We start from the raw sequence: 24,494 nt of genomic DNA on the forward strand, positions 1-24,494 counted from the left end.
TTAGTTGGTATCCGTTGTCACGGTAACTCTCCGCAAGAAAAAGGGTTGTTAAGAACCGTGTGCATCGAACGCATCGGACGTATGAAAACCGGCGGGCGGCGGCTCAGTCCTCACACTCGGTCAGCAACACCTTCGACACGCTCTCCTCGATCTCCACCTCGAAGGGGAGGTCCTCGATGCTGCCCTGGATGAACCGCATCATAAACCAGCGCACCGACTCGGACGGGAACACCACCTGGTAGCTGTCCCCCTCCGTCCGTCGGACCGTCAGGAACCCGCAGAACGAGAGCCAGTCGAGGACCTCGCCCAGCGAATCGAACCGCTCGGCGTACTCCTGGGTGTGGTAGCGGGCGACCCGATCGACCGTCTCGAGGAACTCGGGGTCGCCGTCGTCCACGTGGTCCAGGAACGCGTGGAGCAGGTCGACGTCGAGCAGGACGTGTTCGCCCGTCGTCAGCATCTGGTAGTACGTCTGGAGGTCGTCGCTGTCGCTCGCCGTCGCAGAGTCGAAGTTCGCCGCGTAGAACGAGATCGCCTCGCGGATCACCTCGCTTCGACTCCCCTCCGTCCGCTCGGTGAGCTGCTCGAGCGCGGATCGCGAGTCGTCGTCGAGCGAGACTGTCACCCGGTCTGCTGGCATGGTTCGTATCTCTTCGGGGCGCACTTGTATGTCACTGTCCGGTTTCTCACCCGGCCCTCGTTCGAACCACCGCCCGCCCGGGCGGTCTGCTCCGACAGTCTCCAGTTCGACCGTTCAGAAGCCGACGGTCGGCATAGGCTTTCAGCCGATAGCCGAACGAATCGGCCGTCCGGCCGTGAGGCGGCCCAATTGGCGGGGGCGAAAATGCGGATTCAGGGTAGAGTACGTGAAAGCGGCTCCGCAGCATCGAGTAGAACGAGTAACGTTCGACTGCGCCGCGTCGACGTTCTTCAGTTCGAGAGGGCGCACACCAGTTATATGAGGGATAAATGATTACATCAGGTGTAACAGATGCGCGTCGAGATACGGCTTCCGCTCCCGGACGACCAGATATTCCGGTACGAAGCGATGGACGACATTCTCGAAATCACTGCACAGAATCCGACCGAGGAGTTCTCGAACTGCGAGCTACAGGAGCTCACCGGATTCGGCGGACCGAGCGTTTCGAAGTCGCTCTCGCTACTCGAAGCACTGGGACTGGTCGTCCGTCGGGACAGTGGTCGAAAGACCCTCTACCGAATCGAGGAGACGCGACTCCGCGAGGCCGACGACCCGTTTCTGGAGATACCGCAAGCGGAGTTCCGGAAACCGCTTCGCGCGTTCGTAGAACGTGTCACCGACGAGGTACCGTCGGTTGCGGGGGTCGTCTGCTTCGGGAGCGTAGCGCGCGGCGAGGCCGACCGGGTGAGCGACATTGACGTGTTCGTGCTAGTCGCGGACGACGACGAGTTGGTGACCGCGCGTCGGACCACTTCGGACGTGAAACGCGACCTCGAAGCCGACCCCATCGGCGGACAGCGCTACGAGTTCGAGGTGTTCGTCGAATCAACAGAGAGCGCCCGCAACCGGGGCGACGACCTCCGTCCGATTCTGAAGGAGGGGGCCGTGTTGTACGAGACCGATGCGTTAGACCGAGTGAGGCGCGACGTGTTCGGAGGGGACGCCGAATGACCTCGAACGAACTGGAGGAGGCGCTCGCCGACGCGGAGGACGCTTTTCAGCGCAAGCCAGAGAACCCGGAAGCGGATTGGAGCACGTCCCTGACTCGTCCACCCTCCAGTTACGCAAAGCGTGCCGACTCCTCGATGCCGCGGGCTTCCTCCTCGACCGCAACGGTCACTTCACGGTCATCATCGAGGCGTCGTTCGTCGCCATCGAGCGGTCGATTCAGTTCTACGTCGAGGGGAAGGGGTACGACGTCGCCGGTCAGCGACATACGGAGGTATACGACGAGGGCGTCCGTGCAGGACTGTTCTCGCAAGACGTCGCCGACCGACTCGAAGCGCTCTGGGTCGAAAACCGGTCGGAATCGTACTATCGGACTGGCATCGCCGGCGAGTATCGCGCTGAGACGGTCTTATCGCTTGCCGAAGCTCTTCACCAGGAGGTCGTCGCGCTGACGCGGACGCGGGACTGCCTCTGCGAGTAATCGGCCACCTCTTAATTTTAGTTTCCGAGGGGAGACTTGAAGGTGTAAACCTGGGTCCTATGATAGAAATGTTTTCGTACGGAATATAAAAGAAATTACGTGATGGGGCTCCCATTCTACGTTTTGATCCCTGGAACGGCTAAAATTAACCGATAGGCATGCGACGGGCGGCATGGACTCTCGTTCGATCATCGAACGAATCGGCCTTTCGGCCGCAAGGACCCCGTCTCTCCACGTCTGAAAATAGGGACTTTGGACGGGGTTAGCGTACTGAACAGAGGGCGCGTACCGATTACTCGACACGCGTCGTTAGGGAGGAGTCGAGTCCGTAGGTACAGGACCTCTGTGCCCGATGCCGCCGCAAACAAGAGGACGAGGCGAACCTGCTCCTGCTCGGTCTGAACCCCGGGCTGTCAGCTGCACAATTCTTGCGGAAATAACGGTTTACCATTACTGAGTCGATTCCGCTGCCGAATTGAACATAAGTAATTGAAACTCCGTGTCGGTGTTGTCCACTTGCGAGCATGGTTAAATTACAGGTGGCCTCCATTAAGGAGCTACACATGTCCTCAAGTACGCCGACCCTGCGAGAGGAGTGAAACAGCTTCGGATATCGCTCGCGTAGGATGATGAGTTTCTGTCGCGACGTAGTGAAAATTTACAATCCCGCAGTAGAGCTTCTACTACTGGCTCGGTTAGTTCGAATTGATTCATTTTTGGTTGTGCAAGCCGGGGATCGGTAGGGACGGCCGCTGAAAATCCCCCAACACTATTTTGCCAGATGAGAGGTGAATACCGTAAAAAGATTAGAATCTTACATTTATAACACAGTCAAACACGCTATAAGGGCACTTAGAGTGTATAAAACAGGTGATTTAGATAATCTGGTTCATCCAATCCTCTCTTTTCGTCAGATGGGTAATATAGCCAGGCAGTGCTCGGATTAAGATCGGCGACTGACACGAACGGTTCTACAATTAATTTTGTAACTCAGGCTGGGTCACACCGCCAACGGACAAGCGGTTGTAACGCGATTGCTCTCCGTTTAAAAGCGCAGCGTCCACCGCTCGGGCCGTCAATCGGCAGGATGTTTCCTCACCCACCCACACTCTAGGCAGTACTTGAGACCGTGGTCGTCTACGACCGACCCGTTACACTCCGGACATGGTGGAATTCCTTTAGACGAGGTCATCGAAGCCTACTATAATGTGCGCCGACTGGGGAGATAGAACAGTGTGGTATCGGCAATTCCTACTGGCGTCGGGGCACGCCAACGGCGTGAAGCGAAACGACTGGCACTCTCACGGTCGAAGCCTCCGAAACAAACATGCCGGTCGACAGTATTACTCGAAGTGATGCACGTTACCGTAATAGGCGGTGCCGGTTCCGTCGGTTCGACCGTCGCGTACACGCTCGCGGTCACAGTTCCGGACGTCTCGATACGCCTCGTCGACGTGGAGGGCGACGCCGCGGCCGGTCACGCGACCGACATCGAACACGCCATGAACCACGATACGACCCACGCGGCCGGTCGAGCCGTCGCAGCGGACGTCCGGGGCGGGTCGGGACCGGTGGAAATCGCTGAACCGGGGCCGGACGTCGTTGACGACACAGACTGCATCGTCGCGGTCTACAACGTCTCGCGGCCCGCCGAAGCGGTGGGGCGTGGCGGCCGGGACGCCTACTTTCAGCGGAACAAGACCGTAGCGGACGAACTCGGCGAGTGGATGGCGGACGTCGACCCGAGACCGGTCGTCGTGGTCACGAACCCGGTCGACCGCATCACCCACCGCCTGTGGCGCGCGTCCAGGTGGCCGCGGCGCTCCTTCGTGGGATACTCGCTATCCGAGACCGCTCGCGCGGCGGCCGAACTCGGTCGGCTCCGCGACGCCGACCCCGGCGACGTCCGGTGTCCGATGATGGGCGAGCATGGTGAACACGTCGTGCCAATATTCTCGAAAACCACCGTCGGGGGCAATCAGGTGTCCCTCGACGAGGAGGAGCGACAGCGGGTGGTCGACTACGTGCGTGACGTCCCGTACGAGGTCATGGAGCAGCGCGGGGCCGATGAGTCGTCACGGTGGGTGTCGGGTCGCGGAGCCGCCGCGGTCGTCCACGCCATCCTGACGGAGGGAACTGATGAGCCCGTCTGCCTGTCGGTTCCCCTTAAGGGCGAATACGGATATGAGGATGTCTGCATGAGCGTCCCAGTGACGCTGTCGGCCGGTGGTTGGGACGAGATCGAACACTGGGAGCTCTCTGATTGGGAACAGGACCGACTGAATGCTGCGTATCGACATCTTGCAGAAACAGACGCGTAACGGGGCGGAACGTCACGGTGACGCTGAGAGCCGCACCTCCGCTTCCGGGCGGCGCGACGCTGGCTACTCGTCGCGGAGCACGGCCTTGAGCATCCCCCGAATGTAGCCCGCCGTGAACGCGTTAGCGCGGTGGCCCCACTGGGAGTCGCCCTCCATCCGCGGCACGTGGTCCGGGAGTAGCGCACCGTCGAACCCGACGTCATGCAGCGCCTCAAGCACCTCCAGTTCGTCGTAGTTGCCCTCGTCGATGAACGTCTCGTTGAACGACGGCATCGTCCCCTCGACGTCTCGGAAGTGGACGAAGACGATCTCGTCACGCTCGCCGAAGTAGCGGATGACCTCCGGGATATCCTCGCCCATCTGCGAGAAGCAGCCCAGACAGAGTTTGAGTCCGTGGTTGTCACTCGGAACGAGTTCCATCGCCCGCTTGAAGTTCTCGAAGTTCCGGAACAACCGGGGAATCCCACCCATTTTCTCGATCACAGGCGGGTCAACGGGATGGAGCGCAAGTTGGACGCCAGCCTCCTCCGCGACCGGCAGCACCTCCTTGAGGAAGTACTCGTAGTTGTTCCAGAATTCCTCCTCGGAGTACTCCTCGTCCGCCTCCCCGAACGGCACCTCCGGGTCCTCGATGTCGTCGAGGTCGAACCCGGTGGCCTTCGCGTCACCGCGGATCCGCCTGGTCTTCGACGTCCGCATGGGCACCAGTCCCCGCGGGTTCCACTGATAGCCCAGAATCGGAATCTTCGCTTTCCCCATGTTCCGAATCAGTGTCTTGATGCGTTCGACCGCCTCCTCCTGACCGTCACGGCCGAACTTGATGTCGCCGTACACCGAGTACGGGAGTGAGTGGATGCCGGTGAGCCGGAGGCCGGCGTCCTCGATCTTCGTGCGGGCTTGGACGAGTTCCTCGACGCTGGGCACGTACTCACCGCCGAGCGTGAGCGCGTCCGAACGGCCCGCCTGCGTGTTGTCGATGAACTCGTCGGGCTCCTCCTCGACCGCTGAGTGATCGAGGAAGAGGTCGTTCACGCCGAGCTGCTTGATGAACCGCAGGCGACTGTCCGAGAACTCCCGCGTACGGAACCCAACCCGCATCCGTCGCTCGTCGGAGTCGCGGCTCTCGCGATCTGCGCTGGCCGTTTCTGCCATGACTCAGTAAAGCTCGACCGCCTGCATAAATTTTTCCCTGACGACGGCACGCCACGGCCAAGGCGAGAGGCGATGCCGAGACGGAGTTGCGGTTGAGCGAGAGTACGCTCGGGGCGAGCACTACGGTCCAGAAGGAAAGTACGATTGAGGTGAGCAGTGCGGTTTGAACGAAGGGCGGCAGTTCGCGGACTAGCCGGCCATCCCCTCGCCGACGCGCCCCTGGATGAGCCCGTAGAACAGGACCGGCGGGAGCACCAGCATCACGACGACCGCCATGATCTGGTTCCACTGCCGGAGTGTGTCGCCGGCGGTCAGGTAGTAAATAGCGACGGTCGCGGTGCGCTTGCCGCTATCGCTGGTGAGCAGGTACACCCAGAGGAAGTTATTCCACGCATTGAGGAACGCAAATAGTGCAGTGACCGCGACCGCAGGTGCGCTGAGCGGAAGGACAATTCGCAGGAACGCAGTCAAGTCGGTCAGACCGTCGAGTTTCGCGGCCTCCTCGATGTTCGCGGGAATGCCCTGGCGGAAGAAGCCCTGAAGCAGCCAGATGGAGAGGGGCATCACGAACACGCCCAGCCCGATGATGAGGCCGGCGTACGTGTTGACAAGATTGAGCCAATAGAACAGCTCGTAGACCGGGATGAAGATCACGATCGAGGGGAACATGACCGTGAACACCGCGGTGTAGAAGATGACCTTCCGGCCGGGGAAGTCGCGGCGTGCGAACGCGTACGCGCCGGGGATGGAGACGATGAGCGCGATCACGGTGGCGCTCAGCGAGACGAAGATGCTGTTCTTGAAGTAGGTTACGAGGTCGTAGTTGTTCCAGACCTCGACGAAACTCTGCACGGAGAATGACTCCATCCCGGGCAGGACGATGAACGGGACGTCGGTGCTGATGGCCGCGATATTGGTTAGGAACGACGTCCTGACGATCCAGAGGTACGGCAGTAGTGCCAGTACTCCGAAGACTGTGAGTCCGGCATACAATACGAATCGGTCCTTGTGGCTTGTTTCTATCATTGTGAACACCTCAGAGGTACATGTCCTCTTCTTCGCCGATGAGCGTGATGTACAGCACCGCCGCGAGGATCGAGATGGCGAGCATCACGATCCCGATGGCGTAGGCCCGCCCGAACTGGGTCCGGAGGAAAGCCACCCGGTATACCAGGATGCTCAGCAACATCGTCCGGGTGCCGGGTCCGCCGCCCGTGAGGACGAACGGTTGGGCGAACTCCGCGAAGTTCCACGCAGTCCGGATGGCCAGGATGATGACCGTCGGGATCTTGAGATGGGGCAGCGTGATGTCGAAGAACCGGCGGAGCCGGCCCGCCCCGTTCATCGCGGCTGCCTCGTACTGGGAACTGGGAATCGATTTGAGCGCCGCAGCGTAGATGATGCCTGCGTAGGCGTAGTCGTGCCAGCTCTGGGCGACGATGAGCGAGACATACGGCCAGAAATTACCCGAGAGGAACTGTATCGGTTCGAGACCGAGCAACATGAAGATCCGCGCGACGAACCCGTAGTTGGGGTTCAGGAACCACAGCCAGATGATTCCGCCGACGAGCGGTGCGCTGAAGTACGGCGCCATCAGCGTCGCGGTGGCCCACCGCTCGCGGGCACCGCGGAGCTCGTTCAACAGGAGCGCCAAGAGCATGCCGAACGAGAGCTGGAAGAACGTCGAGAGGCCGACGAACACCACCGACCACCCGAGCGCGAAGACGAACAGGTCGTTGGTCAACAACCACTGGTAGTTCTGCAACCCGACCCAGATGTTCGCCCCGCCGAGGTTGACCCGGTGGAGCGTCAGCCAGATACCCCTCGCAATCGGATAGTAGAAGAACACCGTGAAGGCGATTACCGGCAGGAGGATGAAGAGGTAGTCGGTCTTGTGTTCCATCAGCCGCTCTACAAGTGACTTCTCCTCGATGCCGTACTTGTCCCGGAAGCTCTCCGTACTACTCTCTTCGCTATGTGCCATGTGGTCTACTCTCAATTCAGGCATTTGCGACATAAAGCTTGTGTTCGGTTCCATTCACGTCACAGCCACAGCACCGAGTGGTGTGGCGCAGGCGGGGAACCAGACGGAAGAGTAGTGGCCTTGAAACGTATGATTGCGGACAGGCGGTGCCGGGCGAGGACTGGCAGTGCAGAAGTGCACGTGCGGCGGTCGATGCGGTCCGTGACTCAGAGTTCGACCTTCGATTCTTCGGGGGTCCCGTTCGTCTCGTCGTGGCCGTGGACGATGGCGGCCCCGTTGTCTTTCTCGAACACGTGGAGGTCGCTCTCGTCGAAGGTGAGGTCGATGAGCTCGCCCTCGTCAGGTTCAATCTCCGGAGAGGTGCTGACGCACGTCTCACGGTCGGCGAGATCGAGGTAGATGAAGTTGTTCGACCCGACAACCTCGACGACGTCGACCGGAGCCTCGATGGTCTTGCGGTCGGACGCGTTCGTATCGACGCGGACGTTCTCGGGCCGAATCCCGATCTGGAACTCGTCGTCGTCGGTGTTCTGTGCGATGTTCTCGCACAGCGACTCTGAGATGCCGTAGCTGAAGTGGCCTTCGCAGACGAATTCACCAGACCCGTCGTCGTTCTCCCGGAGCTCGACGTCGAAGAAGTTCATGCTCGGCGAGCCGATGAAGTCAGCGACAAACTGGTTTGTCGGCCGGTAGTAGACTTCCTTGGGTGTCCCAACCTGCTGGAGCGTGCCGTCGTTGAGGATGACGATGCGGTCGGCCATCGTCATTGCCTCCTCCTGGTCGTGGGTGACGTAGATGCTCGTAATCTCGAGCTCAGAGTGGAGTCGTGCCAGCTCGGTCCGCATATGCTTGCGGAGCTTGGCGTCGAGGTTGCTGAGCGGCTCGTCAAATAGGAACACCTCGGGCTCTTGGACGATGGCACGGCCGGTCGCGACCCGTTGCTGCTGACCGCCAGACAGGGAGTTTGGCTTCTTGTCGAGCAGGTCCTCGATGCCCATCATCTCGGCTGCCTCCTGGATGCGCCGTTCGATTTCCTCGTCGGAGAGGTCGGTACCGATCTTGAGCCCGTACCCCATGTTCCCCCGAACTGTCTTGTGCGGATAGAGCGCGTAGTCCTGGAACACCATCGCGATGTCGCGGTCCTTCGGCGAGACGTTGTTCACCGGCTCCCCCGCAAGCCGAATCTCACCGTCCGTGACGGTTTCTAATCCTGCGAGCATGCGGAGCGTGGTCGATTTCCCGCACCCCGACGGCCCGACGAAGACAACGAATTCCCCGTCTTGGATGGTCAGATCGAGTTCCTCAACTGCAACGATCGCGCCCGACTTGTCGTCGAACACCTTCGTGACGTTGTCAAAGCTAACACTTGCCATAGTCCCAATCGTGTTCGTCAATTTCAGTCCAGTGTTATAAATAGTTATCCCTTCCGCCAGTTTGTCCGAGAGCGTCGCTGCGATGTCTCGGCTGGCTATCCAGTACACATAAGGGGGCATGCAAGTATCGTAGTAGTATGCCAACCGAGAAAGACGGGGCCAGTGTCGGTACCCTCGCATCAATTTGCGATGAGGTTCGCACGACACTGGGGCCGCTCGGTGCCAATAAGCTAGTCGTCCAAGAGGACGGGACAGTCCAGACGACATCGTCTGGAAGCCTCGTCCTCGAGAAGCTCGACCTCACTAACCCGACATTCACGCTACTACAATCGGCCGCGTCGGAATTCCGGTCTCAAGAAGGTGACGGGACGGCGACGCTGGTGACGGTCCTCGGTGAGCTCCTGGCCGAGGCCGATGACCTGGCCGAACAGGGACTTCATCCGACCACCATCGCTCGGGGCTACCGCGACGCCCTGACGATCGCCACTGAGGAACTCCAGCGACGGGCCTATCCGGTCTCGGCGGTCGGGCTAGAGGCGGTCGCTCGCACGGCACTCACCGGGACACGAGACCCCGCCGTGCAGACGGATGTCGCGAAGTACATCGCCCACGCGGCGGAGACGGTTGGGCGCGAGACCACCACGGCCTCTGACCGCCAGCAGATAAAGGTCGTCTCGCGAATCGGCGGCGCCCAATCGCAGACTGAACTCGTCGGCGGCGTCGTCCTCGACGCAGGACCGGTGACCGAAACAATGCCACGAACGCTCGACGGGGCCGGTATCGCCGTCCTGTCCGCCACCGTCGACGTGCCCTCCCTGGACGTTGACTCCCAAGGGGTGCAAGTCGGTTCGTTCGAGGACCGGGTCACAATCGGGAACCAGGAACGAGAGGCATTCCACGAGCAACTCGACGCCGCCGTCGAGGCGGGGTGCGACTGCATCGTCACGGCGGGTGCGGTCAACGACCGGGTCGAACAGCTACTCGCGAACCGTGGGATACTCGCGCTTGACCACGTGGATGAAGCGGACCTGTCGCGAATTGCTCGCGCGACCGGCGCGCACGTCGTTCCGGGACTCACCGAGTTCGACGAGACGGCCCAGGGCGCGGGCGACATCCGCGTTCGACGGACCGCGGGCCGTGACATGACGGCGATCGAGTCGGACGCGGGTGACCCGGTGTTCACGGTGTTCTGTCGCGCACCCGACCCGCGATCCGTCGAGACGTTCCGGCGGTCGGTCGAGAGCGCGGTCGCTGCGACGCTTTCGGCACAGCAGTGCGGAACGGTCGTCCCCGGCGGCGGCGCCGTCGAGACCAGCGTCGCGCACGCGGTCCGGGAGTCCGCTCGGTCGGTCGACGCCCGGTCACAACTGGCGACCCAAGCCTTCGCCGACGCGCTGCTTGCGGTTCCGCGGACGCTGGCAACGAACGCCGGGATGGACGGCCACACTGCGCTCGCCCGACTCCACGTCGCACATGCCGACGGACGGGACGTGTGGGGCGTCGACGCTGCGCAGGCAGCAGTCGAGGACGTCACCGACGGCGATGCGATTGTCGAGCCGACGGCGCTCAAGCAGGCGCTTCTAAACACCGCGACCGACGCGGCAATAGAACTGGTCCGCATCGACGCGCAGGTAGCAGCGACCGACCTGAACCCGGACGACGGCCCGAACTCTAATCGAGCGGAGAAGGCCGATTCCGGCCGGTAAGGCTCCGGCGACCGATTCAGGACTGATGTTACCAAAATCACAGCGAGTTGCGAACTGCCGTATAATGTGTGAGTCTCCCAATCGCTCGTGAGCGTTACTAGTGCGTCGGCGTCTGTCGCCTGCGAGAAATGAGAGCCGTCACGGTATTTCTCCCCGTCGGCTTCAACTTGACGAGGAGTTGATGGTCTTCTGGATGACGCTGCCCATCCGCTGGGGCGCCTTGTCACGCTTGATCTGACCGGAGTACGCCTTGGCCATCGTCCCACCGATGTTGTCCCACCGGATGGTGTTCGTACCGGGGATGTCCCACTTGGCACCGGTAGTCCGGTAATTGTCGCCGTACTCCTCCAGCAGGCTAATCTGCTTGTTGAGCGGCTGGGTCCGCATGTCCTTGTACTTAGACTGCTGGATCGCTTGGAGCAGTGGCTTGTACGCCGGTACCGACTGTGCCAGCTCCGGGTCGACGTACAGCGGTAGCCCGAAGTCCTTGCTCGTGTTCCGGAACTTGGCGAGCTTGTAGGCCGCCTCCTTGACCTTCGAGGACTTGGTCACGCACAGCTGTCCCTCGAGGGTCCAGGAGTGACCGCCGTGCTGGCCCTCCTTGCCTGCCAGTTCGGGGATGCCGAACTCCTCGCCGTAGTTCGGGTCGAGCTTGGGCGCCGCGAGCGCGTACGCTTGACCGTCCCATCCGAATTTGAAGCTCGGGTCGAGCGCCTTGATGGACTTGACGCTCAGGCTGTAACCGAACGAGGCGACGTCGCCCTTGACGAATAGCGGGATGACGCCCTCGTCGCCCCGCGACGGGTGCTTCTTGGTTGAGTAGGTCGCCCCGAGGTCGATGTTGTTCTTGATCATTCCGTCCGTCCGCGGCGCGTTCCCGGGCTTGACGTGCGGGTCGTCGGTCGATCCCTTGTTCTCGACGTCAATCCACGGGTCAGTACCGCCGGTGTACGACGTACGGGCATTCCCCCAGTACGCCTCAACGTCGGACTGGACACCAGTAACTTCGTACGCGTGTGAGTCCGTATTCTTCTTTATCTTGTCGAGTGCCCGGCGCATCTGGGTCCACGTTTTCAGCTCCTTCTCCGGGTTCTGGATGCCGGCGGCGTCCCGGAAGATGTCCGAGCGCAGGCCGAAGACGGTCGTGTTCAGCCCGCCGATGCCCGCGGCCCACTGCTTGCCCTGATACTCCGTCGCCTCCTGCATGGCCGGCGTCCACTTCTCGGGCAGGTCGGGGTCGCCCTCCATGTACGAGGAGAGCTCCGCAACCTTCCCGTTCTGGAACATCTCGAGACCATAGGTCCCGGCCGACGCGAGGTCCGGCGGGTTCGTCCCCGACTGCATCGTGGTGATGTACTTCTGGTTCAGCTGATCCCACGCCAGCACGGTCATGTCGACGTTGATCTTGCTGTTCTGCTCCTCGAACGTCTTCATCCCCTTTTTGAAGTACTGTTTCAGTTTGGGGGTCTCGGCCGCCTTCCCAGACCAGTACGTGACTGTGACCGACTCCTGTTGGCCGCCGTCCCCAGCATTTGTGTCGGTATCGGCGTTGTTGGACTCGGTGTTGTCGGTGTTCTCCGTGTTTCCGTCGTCGTTAGTTCCGCCAGTACACCCGGCCAGAGAGCCGAGTGCGCCGGCACTCGCGGCGCCAGCGAGCTTCATCACGCCGCGACGGTTAATGTCCGTCGAGGCCGACTCGTCTGTACTAGCCTGCTCGGTCTCGCCCCCGGTACTACGCTCTACTTCGTCGAACGAGGATTCGTCCCCTGCGGATTTGCTACTTCTAGCCATGGTGGTGTGTTAACCCACCGGATAGTCATTTCCGACCCTAATAAAAGTTCCTACTACTAAATAGGTCTACGAAAGGTGTCCAACACAGCCGTGATCGGCTCGGCGAGAACTGGTTGGTGAGCGAGGAGACCGTAGACGGAACACAATTCAAGCCGACGAGGACCCTTCTGTTGGAGTTACTAGACGTAGAGCACCGACGCTGGGAGCCGGCGTCTCGACCGAGAAATGGATTTAAATAGCTCCTCACAATACGGGACGATATGACATACGGGCCCGACGCCATCCACGAACTCATCGCCGACTCCGGCTGGTCGTACCCAGTCGAAGTCAGCCGGCTAGAACGCGAACACGCATTCGCGAACGTCCAGGTGGACGAGCAGGGAAACTCCATCATGGTCGCGGAACTGCTCGACGACGTTGACGCGAAGCAAATCGAGAGTCGTGAGGAACTCCGGCAACTGTTCGGTCCACTCTTCGAGCGGGAGTCCGAAGCCAGGCAAGTTGGATTCCTCGGTAAGATCAAACGAGCATTTTTAGGAGAATAAAGCGATGGCGACCAAGCTCCGAGCATTCACGGCGACTTCCGGCGGGTTCCTCGTAGTCCTCTCACTCTGGGCGATATTCGAATACGGCGCGCAACGCGGAGTCGTCCCCTTTCTCAAGGTCGCTGCTCTCGGCGTCGTGGTCGCCGCATTACCGTCGTTATACGTCCGCGCGCGATTCAGGCTGTACGGGATGCTGCGCCGGCTCCGCCTCCGCCGGAAGGCGGCATCAGGACGGGTCGGCGACCCGGACGACCTGCGGTCGACGTTCGTCTCCACCGCTGTAATCCCGGAGCCCGACGACGCGTTGCGGGCGGTGCGTGACTTCGTCCGGGGAGGGGATGCGTACGACGGCGTTCAGCGGGAGGAGTTTCCTGAGGGAGACGGACTGACGGTCACCCACACTGGGTTCCACAACTCCTTCGTCCGAACGACAGATGCCGGCCGTCTGGTGGTGAACGGCACCTCGCGGAAGACCCGGCAGCTGGTGGCCGACATCGAAAGGACACTCCCGGTGTCGCTCGAGGCCACCGACACCAATCCCTTCGGCCGATCGGCGTCGATTCGGCGGATACCACGGGTACTCATCGTCCTCGCGACGGTTGTCCTGCTGGTGGTGGGCGTCACTGGCGTCGCCGGCGCCGCATACCAGTCGGACGCCTACAACTCCGCCGAGCGGGGCGTGCTCGTCGCGATCGACGTGCAGTCGGACGTCGATCCAGGAATGTCGGCGGCCGAGGCGTCAATCGCGAAGGCCGAGTTCGTCGTCGGGGTGTTAGACGAGGAGTCGGTCGAGATCGGCTGGGACTACAACACGACCAGCCGGGTCGTCGGCCACGGTCGTGACGCGGTCGCCCTTGCCGCGAACGCACGGACCTTCTTAGACCGGGGCCGGTCGACCGGCGCGTCCGACGAGACACGGGCGCGCGTGTCGGTCGTCGAGCGGAACCTCCGGGAGGCCGAGCGCGAAGTGGCCGCCGCGCTCGACCGGAAGGCCGAGAAGATTCCAGGCCCGAACCCCCGCGTCGCCCAGCTTCGAGAGCGACTCCTCGCAGGCGGCGAGGGCCGAGCGGCGACCGGCGGCTGACTCGCATCGATTCGGTCTATTCTGGCGGGCGGGGCCTGACCCGTTCGGTGGTGGACCAGTTTTATAACCGCATCCGACAAACCCCCGCACATGAATCTCAGTGATGCGGACCTCGATTTCGACGATCTCGACCGGGACGAGTGGGCGATTCGGGACGAGGAGGTGCGACGATACGTCGAGCAGACCACAAACAGCGTCGCGTCCTTGGTCCGGTCGACCATAGGCCCGAACACCCTGGAGAAGCTGGTCGAGACGCACGACCGGCAGAACGAGCCCGAGACGGTCCTAACGGGCGACGCCGACGAAATCCTCGCCGCCATTGAGCGTGGGGATGGGTTCAACGACCCTGTTGCCGCTTTCTTTGTCGACGCCGTCGACTCGATGCAGCGGGCGCTCAGCGACGGAACCGGGACCGCCGTGGTCTTGGCCGACGCCCTCGTCCGCCGGGGGTTGGACCTCATAGACGACGGCGTCCACCCGAACGTGGTCGTCACTGGTTACGCGCTCGCTGCGTCGCGCGCTGGCTCGGTGCTCGACGATCTCGTGCGGCCGTGCAAACCGACCGACCGGCGGATGCTCCGCCGAGTCGCCGCCACCTCGATGACCGCGGACATCACCGGCGAGGTGCGGGCGCGCTACGCCGACCAAGTCGCGGAGGCGGTCGCGAGCCTCGCCGAGGCGACTGACGGGGAGTGGTTGAACACCGACGACATCGACGTCCTTGCGACGACCGAGAGTGAGCCAGCCTTCCACCGCGGCGTTGTGGTCCGACGCCGACCGAATCCCCTCGAGGAGGACGAAGACGCCCACGTAGAGTTTGACTGGGAGCCTGCGTTTGAGGGGACGCTTAAAGACGCGGGGATCGTAATCATGGATGACGAAGTGTCGTTCGAGCGGACGGCGACGCCCACAGCCGAGACGCAGGTCTCGTCGCCAGGCGAACTCGAACGGGAGCGGGACGAGCGGGTCCATCACCATCGGAAGTTCGCCGAGGGTCTCGCAGACCTGGGCGTCGAGGTGCTCGTCTCGCAAGATGATGTCGAAGACTCGATGCAATCCGCGCTGACCCAGGCGGGAATCGTCGTCGTCGACCGGGCCCGATATCCGAAATCCAACGTGTACCGGCTCGCCCGTGCGACCGGGGCGACCGTCGTGTCCCACGTTGAGGACGTCACCGATGAGGTGGTCGGGACCGCCGGACAGGTCCACGAGGTCGTCCACGAGGACGAGAAGTGGACCCTCTTCGACGAGTGCGACGGCAGCGTCTTCACGCTCATCGTCCCCGTCGAACTCGACGCGTCCGCAAGTCGGCGTGAGCGACTCGTCAGCGATGCCGTCGAGGTGGCGGCGGTCGCGGCCATCGACAGGCAAATCCTGCCTGGTGCGGGGGCACCCGCCGCGGCGGTTATGCACGATCTCCGCCGGTCAACGCCCGGGTCCGGGCGCGAGCGACTCGCCGTAGAGGCGTTCGCCGACGCACTGGAAGACTTCCTGACGGTGCTCGCCCGAAACGCCGGATTAGAACCGCTCGACGCGATACCGCGTATTCGCACCGCCTTCGCCGACGGCACCCACGCGGCGGTCGGCCTCAATCTGGAGACTGGTCGGCCGCAGAATCCGTGGGACGCCGAAGTCGTTGAGCCCCGTCGAGTGTTTTCTCAGGCACTCGAGACCGCGCGGTCGATTGCCGAGCAACTCTTGACCATCGATGCGGTGCTCCACCCGGGCGTCGAGTTTTCGGGATTTGTTCCTGAGGCAGAACACGAGTAGTGGAGCGGATGCTGCCCGTCGTCGGCATTGGCGACCCCGTACTGTCCCGCATTGACGCTCGGTTCGAGGGGTGCGGGCGATAGTTTTATACCACCTCGACTGGTTTCGCATATCATGCCCCTTACAGCCACGGAAGTCCAGGAACGGCTGCGCGGCGTTGCAGTCGGACTGTTGACACCATTCGACGAGAACCGCGATATCGAGTACGCGAAAATCGAGGAGAACGCCCGCGCCATCTACGACCAGGGGATCCGAACATTCCTTGCCACCGCGAACATCAGCGAGTACCACTCGCTCTCGGCCGAGGAGCGGGTTGAGGTCGCGAAAGCGAGCGTCGACGCGCTTCCGGACGACGCGTGCGTACTTGCCGGCGTCGGCGGCTCAACGGCGGCAGCCACCGATCTCATACAAGCCTACGAACGCATCGGGGTCGACGCGATGATGATCATGCCCCCGGACCATACGTACCTCCACGAACGGGGGCTTCTCAATTACTACCGGAAACTCGATGACGCGACTGAGCAACCGCTAGTCCCCTACGTTCGCGGCTTCGACCCGTCAGTGGAGTATCTAGTGGACCTGACTGCCATCGACGGTATCGTCGGGATCAAGTACGCACTGGAGGACGGCGTGAAGCTCGGACAGGCCGTATCAGCAGGCGCCGACGATGTCGTCTGGGTAGATGGATTGGCCGAACCATTCGCCGTCTCGTTCTGGAGCGAGGGAATCGAGGGATTCTCCGCCGGTGTGAGCAACTTCAGGCCCGAAGTTGGACTCGAACTCTTCGACGCGCTCTCGGAAGAGAACTGGGAGCGCGCTCGCGAGCTCCGGAACATCTGCATGCCGTTCCAGAACTTCCGGGACGAGACCGGCACCGACAACACCATCCCAGGAGCCGTCAGCGTCGCCGCGGTCAAGAAGGGGCTTGAACTCGCGGGACTCCACGGCGGGACCGTCCGCGAGCCGATACATCCCCTCTCGGAGGCCGACGAGCGGCGCGCAGAGGAACTCTACAACCAACTTGACGACGACATCGAGCGGCTCATCAAATAGCGGTACTTCGCCAGTTCATCGATTGTGAGCGACTAAAACGGTCGTCTTCGCTACGACCCTAGTCTCTACGTTTTTGATGGTTGACGTTCCGTGTGGCAGTCCTACTATGAGGAGTCAACCGTGAAGCGATGGGATCGCAATACTCTGCTGTTCGCGCACGCGTAAATCGGCCATTCGTCTTGCTAGTCGGGTTCCTCACAATCGGCTTCTTTCGACTAGACCACGACATCTCATCGCGTTCCTGCTTCGGGAACGTTAGATGGCGGCGTTTGGAGGTGAACTCCCCTCAAAGTGCGTAACTAGCGTCATCTATTATTATGCAGATTATATTGGAGTGAAAACTTAGCTGTACTTATTCCCAAGTTCGCCTTTACCGAATTCCCGAAAATACCGGCAGTTGACGCTCATAGATGACGTTTCTCTGGTCAAATTGTTGGTGTGGGGGGAAGTTTGTGACCGATAGAAGGTAATTTTCCGATGCAGGTTATCGAACGCAGGTGGTGGGCTTTACAACACTATCGCTGTAATGGTTCGGGTGGCGGGAACCGAAACCGAGTTCGTGGGACCAAAATGGGGCACATCCAGCGGTTGCAACCACGGAACGACAGAGTGGGAATCAGAGAAGGACTGGACCCACAAGCATGTCTACGAAAACTTCGTGTTGAGTTCGATGACGTTCGCTGCCCGCTGGACTTGGTGAGAAAGATCCTCGTGGATTAGCTCGTCGGTCAGCCTGCTCGACGGGCCGGTGACGCTGACGCTGCCTAGCACCTGTGTGCCGTTCTTTACAGGGGCCGAGACGCATCGGAGTCCCTCGATGTTCTCCTCGTCGTCGATGCTGTAGCCGCGGTCGTGAATTCGGTCGAGTTCGTCGCGGAGTTCGTCGGCGCTCGTGATGGTGTTCGGGGTGAACTGCTCAAAATCGATGGACTCGATGATTCTCTCGGTCCGCTCAGCCGGCAGATAGGCGAGGATTACCTTGCCGAGCGACGTGGAGTGCATCGGTGCTCGGGTGCCGACGCGCGAGCGAGTCTCGACGGCTTGGTCGCCGGTCGCCTTGTGGAGGTAGACGACCTGACCGTGCTCCTCAATGCCGAACTGGGCGATCTCGTTGGTCTCCTCGGCTAACGTATCGACTTCGTCGCGGATGACGTCGTAGTTGCCAATTTGCTCCTTCACATGATTCGCAATGTCCAGAAACCCCAGACTCAGCCGGTAGCCGTCTTCCTCGCGGACGATCATCTTACGGTCCTCCAGTGTTCGGAGGTGGCTGTGGATGGTACTCTTGGAGTGACCGAGCTCGTCGGCCAGTTCCGTGACGCCCATGCGGCCACGCACTTGGAGGAGGTCGATGATGTTGAAGGCGATCTTCACTGACCGTATCGTTCGCCCGGGCCGTTCGTCCGTGGTGTTTGGCATATCTCTCTAATTGAGTTCCCCACCTATAACGTTGTTCCCTTGTGGGGAACCGAGACGGTCGGACGAACAGAACAGGTGGATTATCAGGATAGAGGGGTGTGAACCGCTCCAGGAACGGAGTTAGAAACGGTGACGACCGAGCGACCGGTAGTCCGGCCGCGGACCGAACCCCCAGGGGCCGCACTACAAGACAGAACGGTGGGATCAGTAGTTGTCGTAGACCGTCTTGACCGACGTGAAGAAGTCGAGACCCGCATCGCCCTGCTCGCGGTACGTGTTCGTCGACGACTGCTTGTAGCCGCCGAACGGGACGTGGAGCTCGAGCCCAGTCGTCTTCTCGTTGACCTTCGCGACGCCCGCCTCAACCTCCTCGGTGAAGGTCTCGGCCTCGGCATGGTCGCGCGTGACGATGCTGGCCGAGAGACCGAAGTCAACGTCGTTGGCGGTGGCCAGCGCGTCCTCGAAGTCACTCACTTGGATGACCGACAGCACCGGGCCGAAAATCTCCTCTTGGGCGATGCGTGCGTTGTTGTCGACGTCAGCAAACACCGTCGGTTCGACGTAGTGTCCGTCGTCGTATCGGTCACCGGTAAGTCGACTCCCGCCGGTCGTCAACCTCGCGTTGCCCTGCTTGCCGATCTCGATGTAGTCGAGTGTCGAGTCGAGTTCGTCGGCCGAGATGTGCGGACCCATATCGGGGTCGTCGAGGCCAGGACCAACGTCGAGCGACTCGGCGTACTCGGTGATCGCCTCGACGAAGTCGTCGTAAATCTGTTCATGGACGATGGCGCGAGAGCACGCGGTGCATGACTGGCCGGTCGTGCCGAACGCACCCACGCCCACGATGTCGACGGCCTCATCGACGTCCGCGCTCGGCATGACGACGGTCGGGTTCTTCCCGCCCATCTCGCACTGGACACGCTTGAGGTCCTGCGCAGCGGTCTCGGCGACCGCGGTACCGACGGCCGTGCTGCCGGTGAACGAGACACCGTCGACGTCCTCGTGGCCTGCAAGGGGCGAGCCGACGTCGCTACCCGAGCCGGTAACCATGTTCGCGACGCCGTCCGGAAGGCCGGCCGCGTCGAGGCACTCGTAGAGGATGCGCGAGACGTTCGGCGCGGCCGACGCCGGCTTATGGATGACAGTATTGCCGGCTGCGAGGGCGGGTGCGAGTTTCCAGGCCGGAATCGCGATGGGGTAGTTCCACGGCGTGATGAGTCCGACAGTGCCGAGCGGTTCGCGTCGAGTGGAGAGGTCCTTTCCCGGACCGCTCGCGGCCTTCACGACGCCGCCGAGGTCCCGCGCCTTCTCGGCGTAGTAGTAGAAGATGTCTATGGCGCGCTGGACCTCACCGCCGGCCTCCGAACGGGTCTTACCCTCTTCCTGGACTAGGGTCTCGGTGGTTTCCTCCTTACGCGCATCGAGTTCAGCGGCGGCGTCCCGGAGGATCGCGCCGCGTGACGGGCCGGGGGTGTCGCCCCACTCCTCGCGCGCAGCCACGGCGGCCTCGACCGCGCGGTCCAGGTCCGCCTCCGTGGACGCCGGGTAGCGGGCGACGACCTCCTCCGTGTTTGCTGGATTGCGGACCTCGAATGTCTCGCCTGATTTCGATTCGACCCACTCACCGTCGATGTAGTTACTAAATGCTGTGGGCATTCTTCCCACGATTCGGATTCCAGGGTTACTAATGTTTTGGTAGTCTATGACTGCACCCTTCAGGGCACTCTGACGGATGAAACAGGGATTTAGGCATATGCGACGGAATCATATCTCCGCTAATCAGATGCAGCGACCAGATAGTTACTTCCAGACATTATCTCTGTACTATATGGGTCCAGGCTTAGGAGGTGTCGTCCGACTGTCAAAAAGATGCGCAACGAACCATCTGCAGGCGACTGATAGGAAGGAGGGCGAATTACATCCTCCTAATTCTGATTCTGTATTCAGATAACAAAATCTGGAATGGCTGTATATGGAAATATATTCGCCCGATTTAGAAACATTTTATACGAAGCGGATTGCATACCTCGTACATGAGCGAACAACAGGAGTTGGAATCGGGCGACGTGTCCGTATCGATGGAGATTACCGGATCATATGATAACGTTTTGGCCAAATTGAACCGTGGTCAAGAAAGCCCCGACGTCCTCGAACCCTTCATCCAGGACGTCGAGTCGGTCCTTACTACCATCGAGCGAATGGAAGAGGGAACTCGTAGCTCGGTTGCGAGGAACTTACCGGATGGAATGACTGTAGATTACGACGCTGAGGAAGTTGTTGACCTCTTGCAAGTCCTGAAACGCTACGATCTCGTCGTTCTGGAGGGGAATACCTGGAAAGTAAGCCCAAAATACGAGGGATAGATCTAAACAGCAACGACATAGCTTTGACGTGGAAAACCGCACCGTTCCGACAGAGTCTCAAGGGTATGGATGACCCGCTCCGTCGCCGCTGGTCATGCCTCCTCGAATCCTTTCGTTCCCGCCAAGGGGTTCCCTGACGACCTCCTCGACAAACCGACCGAGATCAAAGACACAGATGGCAAAGACGATACGTAGCGATGACCGCATGGTTGACCGAGCCTCGGCCATGTCCGTAGGTGGGTCCCCGTCCCGCGTTCCGAAGTTCGAAGTGCGACTGCCGGTCGGTACCTCGGAAACCCACAGTAGGCGGTTGACAACTGCCGTCAACTTGGCGACGATTCGGTCGTGGTGGGAAGTGATATTGATACTGAAGATTCCGAGGCCGTCACTGACGATTCGCCTCGTTCGAAATCGTTCGACGCTCGAACGAAAGAAAACGGATTTCGTGTGCGGTTCCGAGTAACCCGACGCTGTCTTGCGAATACGAACTATTCAAACGCCGACGGGCGGCATGGGATTTGGACCCGGGGCCGGACGGTCCCGCTCGTTCGCTTCGCTCACTGCGCGGGCTGCGACCGGCAGGGGTTCAAATCCATTTGCGAACGCGTTCTCCTGCTCCCGGAGGAAGCGAGCAGACGAACTGCTCGCAGTTGTAGTCGCAGGAGAAAGCGGGCGGCATGGGATTTGAACCCATGACCTCTTGGTCCGGAACCAAGCGTTCTGTCCGCTGAACTAGCCGCCCTCACTCGGAATTGCGCTGCCGGGGGCTTAACCGTTTTGAAAGTCGCGTCAGTCCTCGGGCACCGCGGGCTCGGCGTCGACCGCCGCGCCGCCGCGCTCGCGGTCGATCACGGTCGCCTTCCAGGTCCCCCGGGTGAACCACAGGCCGGCCGCGACGGCGCCGACGACGTGGCCGAGCGCGACGCCGATCCAGACGCCGGTCGGGCCGAGCGACGTCTCGAACGCGAGCAGGTAGACCGCGGGCACGCGGACGAGCCACAACGTGATCATCGAGAACGCCATCGCGGTCTTGGTGTTGCCCGCGCCCCGGTAGGCGCCGACCAGCACGTGGAAGACGCCGATGAACGCGAACTCGACCGTCCGGATGCGGAGGTACTCGGCGGCGTACGCCACCGTCCTGGCCGCCCGCTCGGACTCGGTCGCCATGAACACCGAGACGACGGGCTCGGGCACCAGCGCCGCCGCGATCGCCAGCGCGAACATCACCGCCGCGCCGGCGCCGGCCGCGAGCCGGACGGCGCGCTCGGCCCGGTCGGGCTTGCCCGCCCCGAGGTTCTGGCCCACCATCGTGTTGGTCGCCTTGCCGAGCCCGACCGCCGGGAGGAAGACCAGCGAGATGAGCCGGTTGCCAAGCCCGTAGGCCGCGATGACCGCCGGCTCGAACGTCACGATCATCACGGTCAGCGTCAGCATCGCGAGCGAGCCGGCCGACTCCTCCAGCGCCGCCGGCACCCCGATGCGGACCAGCTCGGAGACGTAGCCCAGCTCCGGCGCGAGGTGGCCGAGCTCGACGTCCGGGCCGGCGTCCGTGAAGAACAGCACGTACGCGCCGACGACCCCGCCGAGCGCACGCGCGACGACCGTGGCGACGGCCGCGCCCTCGATGCCCATCGCGGGGATCAGCGTCGACTCGATGCCGAGCGACGGGACGGGGCCGAGGCCGAAGATGAGCAGGGGGTCGAGCACCACGTTGAGCGCGACCGACACCACCATCACCCGCATCGGCGTCCGGGTGTCGCCGTACCCCCGCATCAGCGCCGAGAACGCCATGAACCCGAACATGAAGGGCAGTCCCAGGAAGAACACCTCCATGTATCGGGCCGCGAGCGGGACGACCGAGTCGGCGGTGGCCGCGCTACTGGGGTACAGCGCGAGCATCGGATCGGCCCCGAAGTGGCCGACCAGGCTCAGCGCGACGCCCACGACGGTCACGAACCCCAGCGTCTGGCCCGCGACCTTCCCCGCCGACCCGTCGCTGTCGGCGCCCATGTACTGGGCGACCAGGGTGCTCCCGGCGACGTTGAACCCGCCGCCGAACGCGATCAGGAAGAAGATGATCGGGTAGGCCAGACTGAGCGCGCCGACCGCGGCCGCCGAGTGGCGGCCCAGCCAGAACGCGTCGGCGACGTTGTATGCGACCTGCAGCAGTTGCGTGACCACGATGGGCCACGCGAGGTCGAAGAGCGGACGCGCCAGTCCGCCCGTCGTGATGCCGTCGGAGCGCGTCGATGCCACTGTTCACCGTCACGACTCCTTGGGATTTCAATGCTTCGGGTTGAAATTGTGTCTCGAATCGGAGGAAAGATATCGGCCGTTCCGGCGGCGATTCGCCGCGCCGTCAGGGCGTCTCGTTCGTCTCGAGCGCGAAGTCGTCGGTCGGGTACGCGGTGCAGGTGAGCACGTACCCCTTCTCGACCTCGTCCTCGCCGAGCGTCTCGTTGTTGCTGTGGCGGACGTAGTCGTGGGCGTCGCCGTCCTGGACCTTGCCGCCGCACGAGAGGCACTGGCCCTGCCGGCAGGCGTAGGGGAGGTCCCAGCCCTCGTCCTCGCCGGCTTCGAGCAGGTTCTCGTTGTTGGCGACCTCGATGGTCTCGCCCTCGTTGACGTACTCGATCTCGAAGTACTCCACCTCGTCGTCGGGGATGGAGGCGGGGTCGAACCCTTCCTCTTCCTCCTCGTCGCCCTGGAGTTCGCCCTCGGCGCCGCCGCCGCCGACCGCGACCGCGCCGCCACCGCCGCCGATGGAGCGGTTCATCGGCTCGGGGAAGTCGGTCTCCGGCACGGTCTCGGCCCGGCGTTCGAGCACCTCTTGGGAGATATCGTCGGGGATTCGCCACTCGGTGCCCTCCGAGTAGTGGAGCGCCACTACGACGAGGACGAGCGTGAGCCCGAGTCCCAGACCCAGTGCGTCTACCATGCGCGGGACTACGGAAGGGTGGTTTAACAGCATTGTGATTGGCGTCCGACCGGCGTACAGGCTTTTGGGGTCGCCGCGCGACCGACGAGTATGGACAACCCCGACGACATCGACACTATCGAGATCGTCGTCTACGACGGCTTCGACGAACTCGATGCAATCGGTCCGTACGAGGTGTTTCGCAACGCCGCCGATTTCGACCGGGACGTCTCGGTCGACCTCGTGACGCTCGACCCTCGGGAGCGCGTCACGGCGAGCCACGGCCTCGCGGTCGAACCCGACGGGACGCTGGGCGAGGACCCGGACCTCGTCGTGGTGCCGGGCGGCGGCTGGAACGACTCCGGCGGTGGGAGCGACGACCGGCCGCCGGCGGGCGCGCGTGCCGAGGCCGAGCGCGGCGACCTGCCGGCGGCGCTCCGCGAGCGCGCCGACCGGGGGAGCGCGATGGCCGCGGTCTGCACCGGCGGGATGCTGCTGGCCGAGGCGGGGCTGCTCGACGGCCGGCCCGCGGTCACCCACGCCGGCGCGCTCGTCGACCTCCGGGCGACCGGGGCGCAGGTCGTCGACGCCCGCGTCGTCGACGCCGCCGGACGCGGTCCGGCGAGCAGTGAGACGCGGTCTCGCGACGAGGTCGACGTGCTCACGGCGGGCGGCGTCACCTCGGGGCTCGACCTCGCGTTCCACGTCGTCGAGCAGGTCTGGGACGGGGCCGTCGCCGACAGGGTCGCCACCGAGATGGAGTACGACCGGCGCGCGGACGTGCACGTGGCCGATGACACCTAATACCGGACGATTCTGATACCGGTCTCTTCCGCCACCGGTCCGTTTTGGTCTGCCTAAAAATCGAAGCCCTTAACACGGATTAG

General features: G+C 62.3%; 20 protein-coding genes and 1 tRNA gene. 10 read left to right on the forward strand and 11 right to left on the reverse strand.

The features are described from left to right. Positions 1-103: 103 nt before the first annotated feature. Complete coding sequence (locus ACQUQF_RS20000) at positions 104-640, reverse strand: ribbon-helix-helix protein, CopG family (RefSeq protein ID WP_435180901.1); 537 nt, start codon at positions 638-640, stop codon at positions 104-106. Between the two features lie 351 nt (positions 641-991). Here ACQUQF_RS20000 and ACQUQF_RS20005 point away from each other — a divergent pair, with 351 nt between their 5' ends. The 3 genes from ACQUQF_RS20005 to ACQUQF_RS20015 all read left to right on the forward strand — a co-directional run bounded on the left by ACQUQF_RS20005 (position 992) and on the right by ACQUQF_RS20015 (position 4,450). Next, entirely contained in the window at positions 992-1,651 is a 660-nt protein-coding gene (locus ACQUQF_RS20005) for a nucleotidyltransferase domain-containing protein (protein ID WP_435180902.1), read from the forward strand. Between the two features lie 76 nt (positions 1,652-1,727). Further along, positions 1,728-2,129: a hypothetical protein gene (locus ACQUQF_RS20010; protein WP_435180903.1), complete on the forward strand. Its 402-nt coding sequence runs from the start codon at positions 1,728-1,730 to the stop codon at positions 2,127-2,129. 1,355 nt (positions 2,130-3,484) lie between these two features. Further along, entirely contained in the window at positions 3,485-4,450 is a 966-nt protein-coding gene (locus ACQUQF_RS20015) for a malate dehydrogenase (protein WP_435180904.1), read from the forward strand. 63 nt (positions 4,451-4,513) lie between these two features. Here ACQUQF_RS20015 and ACQUQF_RS20020 read toward each other — a convergent pair whose 3' ends face one another. The 4 genes from ACQUQF_RS20020 to ACQUQF_RS20035 all read right to left on the reverse strand — a co-directional run bounded on the left by ACQUQF_RS20020 (position 4,514) and on the right by ACQUQF_RS20035 (position 8,959). Continuing rightward, entirely contained in the window at positions 4,514-5,602 is a 1,089-nt protein-coding gene (locus ACQUQF_RS20020) for a mannonate dehydratase (RefSeq protein ID WP_435180905.1), read from the reverse strand. 189 nt (positions 5,603-5,791) lie between these two features. Further along, positions 5,792-6,628 carry a carbohydrate ABC transporter permease gene (locus ACQUQF_RS20025; protein WP_435180906.1) on the reverse strand — a complete coding sequence of 279 codons (837 nt, stop codon included), beginning with the start codon at positions 6,626-6,628 and terminating at the stop codon, positions 5,792-5,794. 10 nt (positions 6,629-6,638) lie between these two features. Next, positions 6,639-7,586, reverse strand: a complete 948-nt coding sequence (locus tag ACQUQF_RS20030; RefSeq protein ID WP_435180907.1) for a carbohydrate ABC transporter permease — start codon at positions 7,584-7,586, stop codon at positions 6,639-6,641. A gap of 206 nt (positions 7,587-7,792) precedes the next feature. After that, complete coding sequence (locus ACQUQF_RS20035; RefSeq protein ID WP_435180952.1) at positions 7,793-8,959, reverse strand: ABC transporter ATP-binding protein; 1,167 nt, start codon at positions 8,957-8,959, stop codon at positions 7,793-7,795. A 137-nt stretch (positions 8,960-9,096) separates the two neighbouring features. On the opposite strand from ACQUQF_RS20035, the gene ACQUQF_RS20040 reads away from it, so the two are divergent. Then, the gene (locus ACQUQF_RS20040) at positions 9,097-10,665 is read left to right on the forward strand and encodes a TCP-1/cpn60 chaperonin family protein (protein ID WP_435180908.1); all 1,569 of its coding nucleotides are present in this window, start codon (positions 9,097-9,099) and stop codon (positions 10,663-10,665) included. A gap of 162 nt (positions 10,666-10,827) precedes the next feature. Here ACQUQF_RS20040 and ACQUQF_RS20045 read toward each other — a convergent pair whose 3' ends face one another. Continuing rightward, positions 10,828-12,327 (reverse strand): ABC transporter substrate-binding protein, encoded by a 1,500-nt coding sequence (locus tag ACQUQF_RS20045; protein ID WP_435180909.1) that lies wholly within the window; start codon positions 12,325-12,327, stop codon positions 10,828-10,830. 389 nt (positions 12,328-12,716) lie between these two features. Between ACQUQF_RS20045 and ACQUQF_RS20050 the strand changes: the two genes are divergently transcribed. From ACQUQF_RS20050 to ACQUQF_RS20065, 4 genes are all read left to right on the forward strand, one after another. Continuing rightward, complete coding sequence (locus ACQUQF_RS20050; protein ID WP_435180910.1) at positions 12,717-13,001, forward strand: hypothetical protein; 285 nt, start codon at positions 12,717-12,719, stop codon at positions 12,999-13,001. Positions 13,002-13,005: 4 nt separating this feature from the next. Next, positions 13,006-14,085, forward strand: a complete 1,080-nt coding sequence (locus ACQUQF_RS20055) for a hypothetical protein (RefSeq protein WP_435180911.1) — start codon at positions 13,006-13,008, stop codon at positions 14,083-14,085. A gap of 90 nt (positions 14,086-14,175) precedes the next feature. Then, entirely contained in the window at positions 14,176-15,855 is a 1,680-nt protein-coding gene (locus ACQUQF_RS20060) for a TCP-1/cpn60 chaperonin family protein (protein ID WP_435180912.1), read from the forward strand. Between the two features lie 114 nt (positions 15,856-15,969). Beyond that, a complete protein-coding gene (locus tag ACQUQF_RS20065) occupies positions 15,970-16,908 on the forward strand; it encodes a dihydrodipicolinate synthase family protein (protein ID WP_435180913.1) in 939 nt (312 codons plus the stop codon). 645 nt (positions 16,909-17,553) lie between these two features. On the opposite strand, the gene ACQUQF_RS20070 is transcribed toward ACQUQF_RS20065, so the two are convergent. Both ACQUQF_RS20070 and ACQUQF_RS20075 read right to left on the reverse strand, forming a co-directional pair. Continuing rightward, on the reverse strand, positions 17,554-18,327 hold the full coding sequence (locus ACQUQF_RS20070) for an IclR family transcriptional regulator (RefSeq protein WP_435180914.1): 774 nt from the start codon (positions 18,325-18,327) through the stop codon (positions 17,554-17,556). A gap of 204 nt (positions 18,328-18,531) precedes the next feature. After that, the gene (locus ACQUQF_RS20075; protein WP_435180915.1) at positions 18,532-19,983 is read right to left on the reverse strand and encodes an aldehyde dehydrogenase family protein; all 1,452 of its coding nucleotides are present in this window, start codon (positions 19,981-19,983) and stop codon (positions 18,532-18,534) included. Positions 19,984-20,360: 377 nt separating this feature from the next. Here ACQUQF_RS20075 and ACQUQF_RS20080 point away from each other — a divergent pair, with 377 nt between their 5' ends. Beyond that, positions 20,361-20,690, forward strand: coding sequence for a hypothetical protein (locus tag ACQUQF_RS20080; protein WP_435180916.1), 330 nt, complete (start codon positions 20,361-20,363; stop codon positions 20,688-20,690). Positions 20,691-21,359: 669 nt separating this feature from the next. Here ACQUQF_RS20080 and ACQUQF_RS20085 read toward each other — a convergent pair. The 3 genes from ACQUQF_RS20085 to ACQUQF_RS20095 all read right to left on the reverse strand — a co-directional run bounded on the left by ACQUQF_RS20085 (position 21,360) and on the right by ACQUQF_RS20095 (position 23,628). Further along, positions 21,360-21,432, reverse strand: a tRNA-Arg gene (locus tag ACQUQF_RS20085). A 47-nt stretch (positions 21,433-21,479) separates the two neighbouring features. Then, a complete protein-coding gene (locus ACQUQF_RS20090) occupies positions 21,480-22,946 on the reverse strand; it encodes an MATE family efflux transporter (protein WP_435180917.1) in 1,467 nt (488 codons plus the stop codon). Between the two features lie 103 nt (positions 22,947-23,049). Continuing rightward, the gene (locus ACQUQF_RS20095) at positions 23,050-23,628 is read right to left on the reverse strand and encodes a 2Fe-2S iron-sulfur cluster-binding protein (RefSeq protein WP_435180918.1); all 579 of its coding nucleotides are present in this window, start codon (positions 23,626-23,628) and stop codon (positions 23,050-23,052) included. Between the two features lie 90 nt (positions 23,629-23,718). On the opposite strand from ACQUQF_RS20095, the gene ACQUQF_RS20100 reads away from it, so the two are divergent. Then, positions 23,719-24,411 carry a DJ-1/PfpI family protein gene (locus ACQUQF_RS20100; protein WP_435180919.1) on the forward strand — a complete coding sequence of 231 codons (693 nt, stop codon included), beginning with the start codon at positions 23,719-23,721 and terminating at the stop codon, positions 24,409-24,411. The last annotated feature ends 83 nt before the right edge of the window (positions 24,412-24,494 follow it).

This window comes from Halorussus sp. AFM4 (assembly GCF_051194995.1).
Taxonomy (GTDB): domain Archaea; phylum Halobacteriota; class Halobacteria; order Halobacteriales; family Haladaptataceae; genus Halorussus.

What these genes read in the sequence shown, in the direction of transcription:
- ACQUQF_RS20005 (WP_435180902.1), top strand. Translation starts at nt 992, where the DNA reads ATGCGCGTCGAGATACGGCTTCCGCTCCCGGACGACCAGATATTCCGG.
- ACQUQF_RS20025 (WP_435180906.1), bottom strand. Translation starts at nt 6,628, where the DNA reads ATGATAGAAACAAGCCACAAGGACCGATTCGTATTGTATGCCGGACTC.
- ACQUQF_RS20080 (WP_435180916.1), top strand. Translation starts at nt 20,361, where the DNA reads ATGAGCGAACAACAGGAGTTGGAATCGGGCGACGTGTCCGTATCGATG.
- ACQUQF_RS20060 (WP_435180912.1), top strand. Translation starts at nt 14,176, where the DNA reads ATGAATCTCAGTGATGCGGACCTCGATTTCGACGATCTCGACCGGGAC.
- ACQUQF_RS20055 (WP_435180911.1), top strand. Translation starts at nt 13,006, where the DNA reads ATGGCGACCAAGCTCCGAGCATTCACGGCGACTTCCGGCGGGTTCCTC.
- ACQUQF_RS20020 (WP_435180905.1), bottom strand. Translation starts at nt 5,602, where the DNA reads ATGGCAGAAACGGCCAGCGCAGATCGCGAGAGCCGCGACTCCGACGAG.
- ACQUQF_RS20035 (WP_435180952.1), bottom strand. Translation starts at nt 8,959, where the DNA reads ATGGCAAGTGTTAGCTTTGACAACGTCACGAAGGTGTTCGACGACAAG.
- ACQUQF_RS20100 (WP_435180919.1), top strand. Translation starts at nt 23,719, where the DNA reads ATGGACAACCCCGACGACATCGACACTATCGAGATCGTCGTCTACGAC.
- ACQUQF_RS20045 (WP_435180909.1), bottom strand. Translation starts at nt 12,327, where the DNA reads ATGAAGCTCGCTGGCGCCGCGAGTGCCGGCGCACTCGGCTCTCTGGCC.
- ACQUQF_RS20050 (WP_435180910.1), top strand. Translation starts at nt 12,717, where the DNA reads ATGACATACGGGCCCGACGCCATCCACGAACTCATCGCCGACTCCGGC.
- ACQUQF_RS20040 (WP_435180908.1), top strand. Translation starts at nt 9,097, where the DNA reads ATGCCAACCGAGAAAGACGGGGCCAGTGTCGGTACCCTCGCATCAATT.
- ACQUQF_RS20095 (WP_435180918.1), bottom strand. Translation starts at nt 23,628, where the DNA reads ATGGTAGACGCACTGGGTCTGGGACTCGGGCTCACGCTCGTCCTCGTC.
- ACQUQF_RS20070 (WP_435180914.1), bottom strand. Translation starts at nt 18,327, where the DNA reads ATGCCAAACACCACGGACGAACGGCCCGGGCGAACGATACGGTCAGTG.
- ACQUQF_RS20075 (WP_435180915.1), bottom strand. Translation starts at nt 19,983, where the DNA reads ATGCCCACAGCATTTAGTAACTACATCGACGGTGAGTGGGTCGAATCG.
- ACQUQF_RS20015 (WP_435180904.1), top strand. Translation starts at nt 3,485, where the DNA reads ATGCACGTTACCGTAATAGGCGGTGCCGGTTCCGTCGGTTCGACCGTC.
- ACQUQF_RS20065 (WP_435180913.1), top strand. Translation starts at nt 15,970, where the DNA reads ATGCCCCTTACAGCCACGGAAGTCCAGGAACGGCTGCGCGGCGTTGCA.
- ACQUQF_RS20000 (WP_435180901.1), bottom strand. Translation starts at nt 640, where the DNA reads ATGCCAGCAGACCGGGTGACAGTCTCGCTCGACGACGACTCGCGATCC.
- ACQUQF_RS20030 (WP_435180907.1), bottom strand. Translation starts at nt 7,586, where the DNA reads ATGGCACATAGCGAAGAGAGTAGTACGGAGAGCTTCCGGGACAAGTAC.